At 70.2% G+C, this 13,748-nt stretch carries 10 protein-coding genes; 2 read left to right on the top strand and 8 right to left on the bottom strand.

Going from position 1 to position 13,748, the window contains the following annotated elements:
* The first annotated feature begins 85 nt into the window (after positions 1-85).
* Entirely contained in the window at positions 86-1,234 is a 1,149-nt protein-coding gene (locus tag ACIA8E_RS00820) for a PucR family transcriptional regulator (RefSeq protein ID WP_399292859.1), read from the top strand.
* Positions 1,235-1,297: 63 nt separating this feature from the next.
* On the opposite strand, the gene ACIA8E_RS00825 is transcribed toward ACIA8E_RS00820, so the two are convergent.
* Positions 1,298-1,771: a carboxymuconolactone decarboxylase family protein gene (locus ACIA8E_RS00825; protein ID WP_399292861.1), complete on the bottom strand. Its 474-nt coding sequence runs from the start codon at positions 1,769-1,771 to the stop codon at positions 1,298-1,300.
* A gap of 47 nt (positions 1,772-1,818) precedes the next feature.
* On the opposite strand from ACIA8E_RS00825, the gene ACIA8E_RS00830 reads away from it, so the two are divergent.
* Positions 1,819-3,246 (top strand): PLP-dependent aminotransferase family protein, encoded by a 1,428-nt coding sequence (locus ACIA8E_RS00830; protein ID WP_399292863.1) that lies wholly within the window; start codon positions 1,819-1,821, stop codon positions 3,244-3,246.
* A gap of 72 nt (positions 3,247-3,318) precedes the next feature.
* Here ACIA8E_RS00830 and ACIA8E_RS00835 read toward each other — a convergent pair whose 3' ends face one another.
* The 7 genes from ACIA8E_RS00835 to ACIA8E_RS00865 all read right to left on the bottom strand — a co-directional run bounded on the left by ACIA8E_RS00835 (position 3,319) and on the right by ACIA8E_RS00865 (position 13,644).
* Positions 3,319-3,906 carry a TetR/AcrR family transcriptional regulator gene (locus tag ACIA8E_RS00835; RefSeq protein ID WP_399292865.1) on the bottom strand — a complete coding sequence of 196 codons (588 nt, stop codon included), beginning with the start codon at positions 3,904-3,906 and terminating at the stop codon, positions 3,319-3,321.
* A gap of 83 nt (positions 3,907-3,989) precedes the next feature.
* On the bottom strand, positions 3,990-5,582 hold the full coding sequence (serA, locus tag ACIA8E_RS00840; protein ID WP_030971280.1) for a phosphoglycerate dehydrogenase: 1,593 nt from the start codon (positions 5,580-5,582) through the stop codon (positions 3,990-3,992).
* A gap of 273 nt (positions 5,583-5,855) precedes the next feature.
* A complete protein-coding gene (gene ilvC / locus ACIA8E_RS00845; protein WP_326817806.1) occupies positions 5,856-6,857 on the bottom strand; it encodes a ketol-acid reductoisomerase in 1,002 nt (333 codons plus the stop codon).
* Positions 6,858-6,959: 102 nt separating this feature from the next.
* The gene (ilvN, locus tag ACIA8E_RS00850; RefSeq protein WP_399292868.1) at positions 6,960-7,487 is read right to left on the bottom strand and encodes an acetolactate synthase small subunit; all 528 of its coding nucleotides are present in this window, start codon (positions 7,485-7,487) and stop codon (positions 6,960-6,962) included.
* Positions 7,488-7,509: 22 nt separating this feature from the next.
* The gene (locus ACIA8E_RS00855) at positions 7,510-9,366 is read right to left on the bottom strand and encodes an acetolactate synthase large subunit (protein ID WP_399292870.1); all 1,857 of its coding nucleotides are present in this window, start codon (positions 9,364-9,366) and stop codon (positions 7,510-7,512) included.
* Between the two features lie 206 nt (positions 9,367-9,572).
* Complete coding sequence (locus ACIA8E_RS00860; protein ID WP_399293754.1) at positions 9,573-12,410, bottom strand: putative bifunctional diguanylate cyclase/phosphodiesterase; 2,838 nt, start codon at positions 12,408-12,410, stop codon at positions 9,573-9,575.
* Between the two features lie 283 nt (positions 12,411-12,693).
* On the bottom strand, positions 12,694-13,644 hold the full coding sequence (locus ACIA8E_RS00865) for a 2-hydroxyacid dehydrogenase (protein WP_399292872.1): 951 nt from the start codon (positions 13,642-13,644) through the stop codon (positions 12,694-12,696).
* Positions 13,645-13,748: the final 104 nt, after the last annotated feature.

The raw sequence follows: 13,748 nt of genomic DNA on the forward strand, positions 1-13,748 counted from the left end.
CCTCCGATCCTGTGCCATCGACAGCTGTCACGCATCCATGTCCTGGATCTCAGACATATGTCTGAAGGGGTGGGAGAATGGTCGGGTGAAGGGCGATTACCAGGAGCTGGTCGACGAGATCTCCGCGCTGCTCGGCGCCCCCGCGACACTGGAGAACCGGGACTTCGGCCTGGTCGCCTTCGGGGCGCACGACAGCGACGACGACACGGCGATGGACCCGGTTCGCACCCGGTCGATCCTCACCCGTCGCTCCACACCCGCGGTCCGCGCCTGGTTCGAGGGCTTCGGCATCGCCCGCGCCACCGGCCCGGTCCGGATCCCCGCCGCCCCGGAGGCCGGGGTGTTCCGCGGCCGGATCTGCCTGCCGGTACGCCATCGGGGCGTCGTGCTCGGCTACGTGTGGCTGCTCGACGCGGACCCCGGACCGACGGACGGACAGCTGACCGCGGCGATGGACGTGGCGGCCAGGATCGGGGCGCTGCTCTCCGACGAGGCGCGGGCCGGCGCGGATCTGTCCCGGGAGTTCGGCGCGGTGCTGACGGCCGGCCGGGGCTGGCAGCGTGACATGGCGGTGGCCGCCCTGCGGGAGGCGCTGGGCTCGGACGCGGACGGGCTGCACACGGTGGTCTGTGTGACCCCGTGGCCGGACGAGACCCCGTCGGCCCGTACGGTGCCGTCCGCGGCGGCGCTGTCCACGGTCCCGTCACCGGCAGGGGCAGGCACCCTGTCGCTGGCCGCGCTGATCCGGCTGCGCTCCCCCGACGTACTGGACCCGGCGACGGCGGCGGCGGACCGGCTGCGCACCACCGCGGGACGGACCGCAACGGCCGGGGTCGCGGTCCCGCGCCGGGGCCTGCCGGAGCTGGCCGCGGCCTGGCACGAGGCCTCGGCGGCGGCCCGCGCGGCGGCTGCGGAGTCGCGCTTCGGCCCGGTCGCCGACTGGTCGGCCATCGGCCCGTACCGCCTGCTGACCGCACTCCCCCCGACGGCGGACACCACCCCGGATCCCGCGGTGCGCCCCCTGCTCACCCCGCCGCACACGGACCTGGCCCGCACCGCCGAGATGTTTCTCGACTGCGCGGGCCAGGCGAGCCGCACGGCGGCCGAACTCGGCATCCACCGCCAGACGCTGTACTACCGGCTGTCCCGGGTCGAGCAGCTCACCGGTCTGGATCTGACCGACGGCGAGGACCGGCTGCTGCTGCACCTGGCCCTGAAGCGGGCGCGGCTCTGAGGGCTGGACATCCTCGGCGGACACCCCCTGGGGCGAGGCCGGAGAGCGCCGCCGTTCGATGGGCTACCGCTCGTCCGTGCCCGCCACCTTCGCGGTGCTCAGGGCGATGCGGTTCCAGGTGTTGATCGTGAAGATCAGGGCCAGCAGCCCGGCCAGCTCGGGCTCGTCGAAGTGCGCCGCCGCGCGGGCGTAGACGTCGTCCGGGACGCCGCCGCGGGAGACCAGGGTGACGGCCTCGGTGAGCGCGAGTGCCGCCTGTTCCTTCTCCGTGAAGAAGTGGGCGGCCTCCGGCCAGACGGCGACCATGTGCAGCCGCTCCTCGCTCTCACCCGCCTTGCGGGCGTCCGTGGTGTGCATGTGCAGGCAGTACGCGCACCCGTTGAGCTGGGAGGACCGGATCTGGACCAGTTCGACGAGCGCAGGGTCCAGGCCCTGCCGCGCGGCGGCGTCGAAGCCTATGAGGGCCTTGAACGCCTTCGGGGCGGCCTTGGCGAAGTTGACTCGGGCGGTTCGGGTGACTGCTTCGCTGTTCGTCATGATCACTAGGTTACGGAGCCAGGTGACCTCGCGTAGGGTGCATTCCGATGTCGGAATCATGGGTCAATTCGGCGGAGCGGATCGGCAGTGACCTGCTGCTGGAGCTGGCAGGACCCGGCAGTCGCCGGGCCGTTCTCATCCGCGCGCTGCGCGACGCGGTCCGGGCGGGACGGCTGCCGCCCGGCACCCGGCTGCCGCCCTACCGCTCGCTCGCCGCCGACCTCGGCCTGGCCCGTAACACCGTCGCCGACGCCTATGCCGAACTGGTCGCCGAGGGCTGGCTGACCGCCCGTCAGGGGTCCGGCACCCGGGTCGCGCACCGCGCCGCTGCCGCCGCCCCTGCCCGGATCCCGAAGAAGGCGCCGTCCCGCCCGGCCCCGCCCGTGCACAACCTTCGTCAAGGGCAGCCGGACGCCGCGTCCTTCCCCCGTACCGCATGGCTCGCGGCCTCCCGCCGCGCCGTGAACGCCGCGCCGAACGACGCCTTCGGCCCCGGTGACCCACAGGGCCGCATCGAGCTGCGCCGCGCGCTGTCCGGCTATCTGGCGCGCGTCCGCGGGGTGCACTGCTCCCCCGAACGGATCGTGATCTGCTCCGGCTTCGCGCACGCCCTTCGGCTGCTGTTCGGCGGCGGTGTGCTGCGCGGCCCACTGGCGGTGGAGTCGTACGGGCTCGGCTTCCACCGTTCACTGCTGGTCGCCGCCGGGGTCCGTACGGTCCCGCTGACGCTCGACGAACACGGGGCCCGCACCAGCGAGTTGACGGGCCTGCCGGGCGTACGGAGTGTGCTGCTCACCCCGGCCCACCAGTTCCCGACGGGCGGTCCGCTGCACCCGGAGCGGCGTACGGCCGTGGTCGACTGGGCCCGTACCCGCGGCGGTCTGGTCCTGGAGGACGACTACGACGGGGAGTTCCGTTACGACCGTGAGCCGGTGGGAGCCGTCCAGGGCCTCGGTCCGGACCGGGTCGTCCACCTCGGCTCCGTCAGCAAGAGCCTCTCCCCCGCCATTCGCCTGGGCTGGATGGTGCTGCCCGAGCACCTCGTCGGCGCCGTGCTGGCCGCCAAGGGGGAACGCGAGGGCTGGGCGAGCGTCCTGGACCAGCTCGCGTTCGCCGACTTCATCGAATCCGGCCATTACGACCGGCACATCCGCCGGATGAGGCAGCGCTACCGGCACCGCCGTGACCAGCTGGTCGCCGCCCTGGCCGCACACGCCCCGCACATCACGCCCACCGGCATCGCCGCCGGACTGCACGCCGTCCTGCGGCTGCCGCCGGGCACCGAACGCTCCACCGTCAAGGCCGCCGCCTGGCAGGGCCTCGGCCTGGACCCGCTCGCCGACTTCCGTCATCCGGCAGCCACCATGCCCGCCGAGGACGGCCTGGTCGTGGGCTATGCGACGCCACCGGACCATGCGTACACCGCGGCTCTCGAGGCGCTGTGCCGGGCCTTGCCACCACCGCCCGGCGCCTGACCGGGCCGGGTCGGTCACATCTCAGCCCGTCCGGGGATGGAGGACACGGCATGACCGCGTCCACGCAATCGCCTACGACACCCGCCCCTCGAGCACCGCCTTCAGCCCGTCCGTCAAATCCTGCGCCGACGGCGCCGAGTCGCGGTCCATCATCCACTGCACCATCACGCCTGCCAGCAGGGCCTGACAGAACAGCCCGGCGACCCGCGCCCGCTCCGGGTCGGTCTCCGGGTCGATGCCCAGCATGTTCTCGGCGAGCCCGTTCCGGCCTTCGCGCTGCGGGCCCGCCAGGGCCTTCTGCAGCTCGGGGTCGGAGTCGACCCGGGACACGACCTCCATCTGGAGTTGCCAGACGGCACGTGTCCGTTCGTAGCTGCCGATCACCCGCTCCCAGACGTCGCGGAACTGGTCGAGAGGCGCCTGGGGGGAACCGTCGCCGCGCCCGGCCTCATCCGGCTGCTTGGTGAGCAACTCGCCCCACTCCTCCGTCACCTGGAGGAAGGCGAGATTGAGCAGGGCCTCCTTGGAGCCGTAGTGGTAACCGATGGAGGCGAGGTTGGTGCCGGAGGCCGCGACGATGTCGCGTGCCGTCGTCCGGGCGTACCCCTTCTCCAGCAGGCAGCGCTTGGCGCCTTCGAGCAGATCCTCACGGTGTCCCATGAAAGCAGCGTACCCGGCATGCAGACGTTTGTGTAAGACGCACGTCTACATGCCGGGTACGCCGGCTTGCACAGGGTTTGCGATCAGTCCGTGAGGTTCACCGAGCGGGCCGAAGCAGCGCCGATCTCCTCGGCGATCTCGCTCAGGACCGCTGCCGGGACGTCGTCGTCGACGGTGAGGACGACCAGCGCCTCGCCGCCCGCGGCCGCCCGCGAGACCTGCATACCGGCGATGTTGAGACCTGCCTCGCCGAGAATCTTGCCGACCGCGCCGACGACACCGGGACGGTCCTCGTACCGCAGGACGACCATGTGGTCGGCGAGCGCCAGGTCCACGTCGTGCTCGCCGATCGCGACGATCTTCTGGAGGTGCTTGGGGCCGGCCAGCGTGCCGGAGACCGCGACCTCCTCGCCGCTCGCCAGCGTGCCACGGACCGTCACCACGTTGCGGTGGTCCGGCGACTCGGAGCTGGTGGTGAGGCGGACCTCGACACCGCGCTCCTGCGCGAAGAGCGGGGCGTTGACGTAGGACACCGTCTCGTCGACGACGTCCTCGAAGACGCCCTTGAGCGCGGAGAGTTCGAGCACCTTGACGTCGTGCTGGGTGATCTCGCCGTACACCTCGACATCGAGGCGGGCCGCGACCTCGCCCGCGAGCGCGGTGAAGATCCGGCCGAGTTTCTCGGCGAGCGGCAGGCCAGGACGTACGTCCTCGGCGATGACGCCGCCCTGCACGTTGACCGCGTCCGGCACGAGTTCACCGGCGAGCGCGAGGCGGACGGACTTGGCGACCGCGATGCCCGCCTTCTCCTGCGCCTCGTCGGTGGAGGCGCCGAGGTGCGGGGTGCAGACGACCTGGTCGAACTGGAACAGCGGGGAGTCCGTGCAGGGCTCCTTCGCGTACACGTCGAGACCGGCGCCGGCGACGCGGCCCTCCTTGAGGGCGGAGGCGAGCGCCTCCTCGTCGACGATGCCGCCGCGCGCGGCGTTGACGATCCGCACCGAGGGCTTCACCTTGTGCAGCGCCTCGTCGCCGATCAGGCCGAGCGTCTCGGGGGTCTTCGGCAGGTGCACGGTGATGAAGTCGGAGACTTCCAGCAGCTCGTCCAGCGTGAGGAGCTTGACGCCCATCTGCGCGGCGCGGGCCGGCTGCACGTAGGGGTCGTACGCGACGATCTTCATGCCGAAGGCCGACATGCGCTGCGCGACCAGCACGCCGATGCGGCCGAGGCCGACGACACCGAGGGTCTTCTCGCTCAGCTCGACGCCGGTGTACTTGGAGCGCTTCCACTCGCCGTTCTTGAGGGCGGTGTTGGCCTGCGGGATGTTGCGCGCGGTGGCGACGAGCAGACCGCAGGCCAGCTCGGCGGCGGTGACGATGTTGGACGTCGGGGCGTTGACGACCATCACGCCGGCCTTGGTGGCCGCGGACACGTCGACGTTGTCCAGACCGACGCCCGCACGGGCGACGACCTTCAGCTTCTTCGCGGCGGCGACGGCCTCGGCATCGACCTTGGTGGCGGAGCGCACCAGGATGGCGTCGACATCGGCGATCGCGGGGAGGAGTTCGGCGCGGTCCGCGCCGTTGCAGTGCCGGATGTCGAAATCCGGTCCCAGGGCGTCAACCGTGGCAGGCGACAGCTCTTCAGCGATGAGTACGACAGGTTTCGAGCTCACGTGAGTCCTCACAAGTCCAGTGCGGACGGCCGTCCCGACGGCCGCAGGCGGTGGAGGGGCTTGCCGCGTGGAAGACGCACGACACTGTGGGCCTGACGCGTGTATGTGTGGAGAAGTGTAGTCATGCGCGAGGGCGCATTCTGCGCCCCGATGGAAGGATCACCCACATGGGGCTGGACGACTTGTACACACGTACGGCGCCGCCTTCTTCCAGCGGTTATGCGGGGGATGCACCGCGGGGCGGGTCCGAAGACCCGCCCCGCGGCTGAGGACTTACGCGTCCTCGTCGTTCACCCAGCTCATCAGCTTGCGCAGCTCACGGCCGGTGGTCTCCAGCAGGTGGTCGCTGTCGGCCTTCTTGTACTCGTTGTACTTGGGCAGACCGTTGTGGTACTCGGCCATCCAGTTCTTGGCGAAGGTACCGTCCTGGATCTCGGCGAGAACCTTCTTCATCTCGGCCTTGGTGGCGTCCGTGATGATCCGCGGGCCGGTGATGTAGTCGCCCCACTCGGCGGTCTCCGAGATCGACCAGCGCATCTTCTCCAGGCCGCCCTCGTACATCAGGTCCACGATGAGCTTCAGCTCGTGGAGGCACTCGAAGTAGGCGATCTCCGGCTGGTATCCGGCCTCGGTCAGGGTCTCGAAACCGGCCTTGACCAGAGCGGCGGTGCCACCGCAGAGGACGGCCTGCTCACCGAACAGGTCGGTCTCGGTCTCCTCGGTGAAGGTCGTCTTGATGACGCCGGCGCGGGTGCCACCGATGCCCTTCGCGTACGACAGGGCGAGCGCCAGGCCGTTGCCCGATGCGTCCTGCTCGACGGCCACGATGCACGGAACGCCGCGGCCCTCCTCGTACTGACGGCGGACCAGGTGGCCCGGACCCTTCGGGGCGACCATGCAGACGTCGACGTTGGCCGGCGGCTTGATGAAGTCGAACCGGATGTTCAGGCCGTGGCCGAAGAACAGCGCGTCGCCGTCCTTGAGGTTGTCCTTGATGGACTCCTCGTAGACCTGGGCCTGGATCGGGTCCGGGACGAGGATCATGATGACGTCGGCCTCGGCGGCGGCCTCCGCCGGGGTCACCACGCGCAGGCCCTGCTCCTCGGCCTTGGCCTTGGACTTGGAGCCCTCGTGCAGACCGACACGGACGTCGACACCCGAGTCACGCAGCGACAGCGCGTGGGCGTGGCCCTGGCTGCCGTAGCCGATGACCGCGACCTTGCGGCCCTGGATGATGGACAGGTCGGCATCGTCGTCGTAGAACAGCTCGGCCACTGGGTCTTCTCCTTGGTGTGCAGGTGTTGCGTCCCACCGTACGGCGGGGTGCGTCAATTACGTTTTCGGGTCTCGCCATACGAGCGGCGAGAGGGGTGCCGGCTAGGCCGTACGGTCGAGGGCGCGCAGCGAACGGTCGGTGATCGAGCGCGCGCCACGCCCTATGGCGATGGTGCCGGACTGGACGAGCTCCTTGATGCCGTACTGCTCCAGCATCTTGAGCATGGCCTCCAGCTTGTCGGCGCCGCCGGTCGCCTCGATCGTGACGGCGTCCGGGGAGACGTCCACGGTCTTGGCGCGGAACAGCTGGACGATCTCGACGATCTGGGAGCGGGTCTCGTTGTCGGCGCGGACCTTCACCAGGACGAGCTCACGCTGGATCGCAGCGGACGGCTCGAGTTCGACGATCTTCAGTACGTTGATCAGCTTGTTGAGCTGCTTGGTCACCTGCTCGAGGGGCAGGTCCTCGACATTCACGACGATGGTGATGCGCGAGATGTCGGGGTGCTCGGTGGTACCGACCGCGAGCGAGTCGATGTTGAAGCCGCGTCGGGAGAACAGGGCCGTGATCCGGGCGAGGACACCGGGCTTGTTCTCGACCAGGACGGAGAGCGTGTGCTTGGTGGACATGGAGTCGGTCTCTCTCTGTCTCTCAGTCGTCTTCGTTGTCGCCGAAGTCGGGGCGGACGCCACGGGCTGCCATGACCTCGTCGTTGGAGGTGCCGGCGGCGACCATCGGCCACACCATGGCGTCCTCGTGGACGATGAAGTCGATGACGACCGGGCGGTCGTTGATCGCGTTGGCCTCGGCGATGACCTTGTCCAGATCGGCCGGGTCCTCGCAGCGGATCGCGTAGCAGCCCATGGCCTCGGACAGCTTGACGAAGTCCGGCACGCGGGTGCCCTTCGCCGGGGCGCCCTCGGTGTCGGCGCCGGAGTGCAGCACGGTGTTGGAGTACCGCTGGTTGTAGAACAGGGTCTGCCACTGGCGGACCATCCCGAGCGCGCCGTTGTTGATGATCGCGACCTTGATCGGGATGTTGTTGAGCGCGCAGGTGGTGAGTTCCTGATTGGTCATCTGGAAGCAGCCGTCGCCGTCGATGGCCCAGACCGTGCGGTCCGGCATGCCGGCCTTGGCGCCCATCGCGGCCGGGACCGCGTAACCCATCGTTCCGGCGCCGCCGGAGTTCAGCCAGGTGGCGGGCTGCTCGTACTGGATGAAGTGCGAGGCCCACATCTGGTGCTGGCCGACGCCCGCCGCGAAGATCGTGCCTTCGGGGGCGAGCTCGCCGATTCGCTGGATGACCTGCTGCGGGGAGAGGCTGCCGTCCTCGGGGAGGTCGTAGCCGACCGGGTAGGTGTCACGCCAGCGGTTGAGGTCCTTCCACCAGGCGGAGTAGTCGCCGGTGTGTCCCTCGGTGTGCTCGGCCTGGACGGCCTGGACGAGGTCGGCGATGACCTCGCGGGCGTCACCGACGATCGGCACGTCGGCGGTGCGGTTCTTGCCGATCTCCGCCGGGTCGATGTCGGCGTGGACGATCTTGGCGTACGGGGCGAAGCTGTCCAGCTTGCCGGTGACGCGGTCGTCGAAGCGGGCTCCGAGGGCGACGATCAGGTCGGCCTTCTGCAGCGCGGTGACGGCGGTGACCGAACCGTGCATGCCCGGCATTCCCACGTGCAGCGGGTGGCTGTCGGGGAACGAACCGAGCGCCATCAGCGTGGTGGTGACGGGCGCTCCGGTGAGCTCGGCGAGGACCTTCAGCTCGGCGGTCGCCCCGGCCTTCATGACGCCGCCGCCGACGTACAGCACCGGCCGCTTGGCCTGGGTGATGAGCTTGGCGGCCTCGCGGATCTGCTTGGCGTGCGGCTTGGTGACCGGACGGTAGCCGGGCAGGTCCTGGGTCGGCGGCCAGCTGAACGTGGTCTGCGCCTGCAGGGCGTCCTTGGCGATGTCGACGAGGACGGGGCCCGGACGGCCGGTGGAGGCGATGTGGAAGGCCTCGGCGATCGTGTGCGGGATGTCCTCGGCCCGGGTGACCAGGAAGTTGTGCTTGGTGACCGGCATCGTGATGCCGCAGATGTCGGCTTCCTGGAAGGCGTCCGTGCCGATCGCCTTGGCGGCGACCTGGCCGGTGATCGCGACCAGCGGGACGGAGTCCATGTGTGCGTCGGCGATCGGGGTGACCAGGTTGGTGGCGCCCGGGCCGGAGGTGGCCATGCAGACACCGACCTTGCCGGTGGCCTGCGCGTAGCCGGTGGCGGCGTGTCCGGCACCCTGCTCGTGACGGACCAGCACATGACGGACCCGGGTGGAGTCCATCATCGGGTCGTACGCCGGAAGGATGGCGCCGCCGGGAATGCCGAATACCGTGTCGGCCCCCACCTCCTCAAGAGACCGGATGAGGGACTGCGCACCCGTGACGTGCTCAACGGTGGCGGAGGACGATCCGCCGTTACGGGCCCGCGGCTGGGGATGATGGGCCCCGGTGGCCTGCTCGGTCATCGGCATTCTCTTCTCGAAGCTGAGGGTTTTTGCGGGGTTTTGAGGTGTGCCAGTGCAACAAAAAACCCCTCGTGCCGTGAGGCAAGCGAGGGGAGCGCGCCGGTGCGGTCTGCAGAGTGTCAACGAGGAACTCTGCTTCAGCCGACGCGCTTTCCAAGTACGAGAATTCGGGTGCGCATGGCATTGACCCTCTCTCCGACGCGCACAGCGTGTCAAGTAGGTGGGATATGCATCTCAGAATGTGGTCCGCTGAGCAGCGGAATCGAGCCGCCTGTCAGGACGGGCTGAGCAGCGGGGCCGCCGGGCACCGGGAACTCGCCGCGCACCAGCGTGCGGCGCAGACGGTACTCGTCCAGCGGCCCGGAGAAGGCCATCCCCTGGCCGTGCGTACAGCCCATGGCGCGCAGCGCGAGGACCTGTTCCGGCACGTCGACCCCGTCGGCCACCGACTGCAGGCCGAGGTCGCAGGCGATCCTCAGCAGCCCGCTGGTGATCTTGTGCAGGCGGGCCGATTCCACGACGCCCTCGACGAGCCCCCGGTCCAGTTTCAGTACGTCGATGGGGAGCCGGCGCAGCGCGTTGATCGCGGCGTAGCCGCTGCCGAAGCCGTCGAGCGCGATCCGTACGCCGAGCCGGCGCAGCCCGACGAGGCGCTGTTCGAGCTCGTCGAAGGAGACCCGGGGGTCGTTGTCGGAGACCTCGATCATCAACGCCCCCGAGGGCAGGCCGTGCCGGGTGAGAAGCGCCTCGACGGAGCCGAACGGCATCGCCCTGTCCAGCAGCCTGCGGGCGGGCAGCCGGACGGCCACAGCGACCTGGTGCCCGGCTCCGGCCCGGTCGGCGGCCTGCTCGACGGCCTCTTCGAGGAGCCAGCGGCCGAGCTCTGCGGTGCGGTCGCTGTCCTCGGCGACGCGGAGGAACTCGGCGGGGGTGAACAGGATTCCCTGCGCGGAGCGCCAGCGGGCCTGTGCGGCGACGGCGGCGACGGTGCCGGTGGCGAGATGGACCACGGGCTGATGGAGCAGGGCGAACTCGCCGTCCCGCAGGGCGGTGCGCAGCCGGGTCGCCAGTTCGGATCGGCGTACCACTTCGGCCTGCATCTGCGGAGCGTACAGCTCGACGCGGTCCTTGCCGGCCGCCTTGGCGCGGTACATGGCGAGGTCGGCGTTGCGCATGAGGTCGGTGGGAGTGATGGCGGGCTCGGCGAAGGCGACCCCGATGGAGGCGGCGACGCGGACCTCGCCGCCGCCGATCCGGTACGGCTGGGAGAGCGCGAGGCGCAGCCGGTCGGCGATCTCGTGGACCTGGTACTCCCGGGCGCCCTGGTCGCGCGAGCCGTCTCCGAGGATGAGCGCCGCGAACTCGTCGCCGCCGAGGCGGGCCGCGGTGTCCCCGGCCCGCACGGACTCCTGGAGGCGGCGGGCGGCCTGGACGAGCAGCTCGTCGCCCGCCTGGTGGCCGAGACGGTCGTTGACCGCCTTGAAGCCGTCGAGGTCGATGAAGAGCACCGCGGTGCCGGGGTCACCGGAGCGGCGGCCGCCGAGAGCCTGGCGGACCCGGTCGGTGAACAGGGCTCGGTTGGGCAGGTCGGTGAGCGGGTCGTGCTCGGCGTTGTGCTGCAACTGGGCCTGCAGCCTGACCCGTTCGGTCACGTCCCGGCTGTTGAGGATCAGCCCGCCCTGGTGGCGGTTGACGGTGGACTCGACGTTGAGCCAGTCACCGGTGCCGGATCTGAACCGGCACTCGATCCGGGTGGTGGGTTCCTCGCTGGGCGGCGCGGCCAGAAACCGCCGCACTTCGTGGACCACGCGCCCCAGATCCTCGGGATGGATGATCGAGGCGAGCTCGGCGCCGATGAGATCGTCGGCCTCCCGCCCGTAGACACCGGAGGCGGCGGGGCTGACGTACCGGAGTATGCCGGTGGGGGCGGCGATCATGATGACGTCGCTGGACCCCTGGACCAGGGAGCGGAAGTGGTTCTCCTTCTGCGCCAGCTCCTGGGTGAGCGCGATGTTGTCGACGAGCATGATGCCCTGTCGTACGACCAGGGCGAGCACGACCATGCAGCCGGTGATGACCACGACGCGGTCCACCCGGCGGCCCTCGATGACGTTGTAGAGAATGCCGAGGGTGCAGACGGCCGCGGCGAGGTACGGCGTCAGTGCGGCCAGTGAACCGGCGATCGGACGGCTGGTGGTGCGCGGGGCCGGGCGCTGCTCGACAGCGTTGTCTCCTGGCCGGTTCGCGCCCCAGGGGGCGTACGCGAGGAGCAGCGAGCCGGCGAACCAGCCGGCGTCCAGCAACTGGCCGGAGTGGTACGTCTGGCGGAGCAGCGGCGAGGTGAACAGCGCGTCGCAGAGGACCGTCAGTGCGAGGGCGGCGATGGCCGTGTTCACCGCGGAGCGGTTGACGTTGGCCCGCCGGAAGTGCAGGGCGAGCACCATGGAGACCAGCACGATGTCGAGCAGCGGATAGGCCAGCGAGAGCGCCGCGCGGGCCACGCTCGCCCCCTCGGCGTCGGCGAGATGCGCCGTGTGGGCGAGCGCCAGGCTCCAGGAGAGCGTGAGGAGCGATCCGCCGATCAGCCAGGAGTCCAGCACCAGACAGACCCAACCGGCCCTGGTGACAGGGCGCTTGGCGAGGACGAGCAGTCCGACGATGGCGGGCGGTGCGAAGCAGAGGAAGAAGACGTCGGCAGGCGACGGGCTGGGCACATCGACACCGAGCACGACTTCGTACCAGCCCCAGACGGCGTTGCCCCCGGCGGCCATCAGCGAGGAGAGCGAGAACAGCAGCCAGGCGGGACGGAACCGGTCGCACGCGAAGCGCGCGTAGAGGAAGCAGGAGACGGCCGCGATCAGGGCAGCGGCGCTGAGGCCGAAGTCGCCCATGACGAGGGCCAGCTCGGACGAGCCCCAGCCGAGGGCCGCACCCACGGCGTAACCGCCGCAGACCAGGCCGAGAAGGATCTGCGAGACCGCCCCGGACGCCCCGTCGGCGGTCGACTGCCGGGAGAAGAACGCCCCGAAAGCGCTCGCCGGGGCGCTCACCGAGGTGTCCCCGGTGCTGCCGGACGGCTGAGGGCGCGGCACGATGGGCGCCCGGGCGGTCTCCGTCGACCGCCCTGCCGCGTCGGATCGTTCGCCCATCGGCCCTGCATCGCCCGTCGCCCCCCTCGCGTTCCGCTGCCACCCCGCGCCGTCGCTTCCATGGCGCAGCCCCCATTCGGGACGATACACCAGACTCGTCACGCAGGGACATAGTCCCTCTACTCTCCGTGACGATCTGGGCACTTGTCGACACTCTGTGCAGCAGAACGGATTCGCAGCGTGGTCAGTCGGTGGTGAGCACGACGTTCTGCACCGGCTCCCCCGCGGCGAACCGGGTGAGCTGTCCGGCCAGCAGCCGCTTGGCGCGCGGCAGGAACGCCGAGGTGCTGCCGCCCACATGCGGTGTGATCAGGACGTTCGGAGCATGCCAGAGGGGGTGGCCGGCGGGCAGCGGTTCCGGGTCGGTGACATCGAGTGCCGCGCGCAGCCGCCCGGACTCGAGTTCGGACAGCAGGGCCTTGGTGTCCACGACTCCACCCCGGGCGACGTTCACGAGCAGCGCGCCGTCCGGCATCGCGGCGAGGAAGTCGGCGCTCACCAGCCCTTGCGTGGAAGGGTTCAGCGGAGTGGACAGAATGACGATGTCGGCTTCGCGCAGCAGTGCGGGCAGGTCGTCGAGTGTGTGTACGGGGCCGCGTGCTGTTGTCCGCGCGGAGCGCGCGACGCGCGCCACCCGCGCACACTCGAAGGGCGCGAGCCGGTCCTCGATGGCGGCGCCGATCGATCCGTACCCCACGATCAGAACCGATTTGTCGGCGAGCGCCGGGTAGAAACCGGCCCGCCACTCCTCCTTGTCCTGACCGTGGACGAACCCGGGAAAGCCGCGCAGCGAGGCGAGGATCAGAGCGAGGGCGAGCTCCGCCGTCGAGGCCTCGTGAACCCCCTTGGCGTTGCACAGCCGCACCCCGGCGGACAGTCGCCCGAGCCCCGGCTGGACATGGTCGATTCCCGCCGAGAGCGTCTGGACGACCTGGACCGCCCTCATACCGGCGAGCGGACGGACCGCGACCTCCGGCCCCTTCATGTAGGGAACGACATAGAAGGCGCAGTCCGCGGGGTCGGCGGGGAAGTCCTGCTCGCCGTCCCAGAAACGGTAGTTGAGACCCTCTGGGAGCCCGTCGATCTCATCGGCCGGAATCGGCAGCCATACATCGGGAGGCGTCGTAGAAGTCATGGTCAGGAGGCTATGCGAAGTACCCGGGACGGCAGAGGTTACTTTTGGGTGCGGTGCGGGGTCTCGTGACGGCGGGGCCGAGGGAGGGTTCGGGAGTTGGAGCG

Origin of the sequence: Streptomyces sp. NPDC051664, from assembly GCF_044453545.1 — a bacterium.
In the GTDB taxonomy this organism is placed as follows: Bacteria; Actinomycetota; Actinomycetes; order Streptomycetales; family Streptomycetaceae; genus Streptomyces.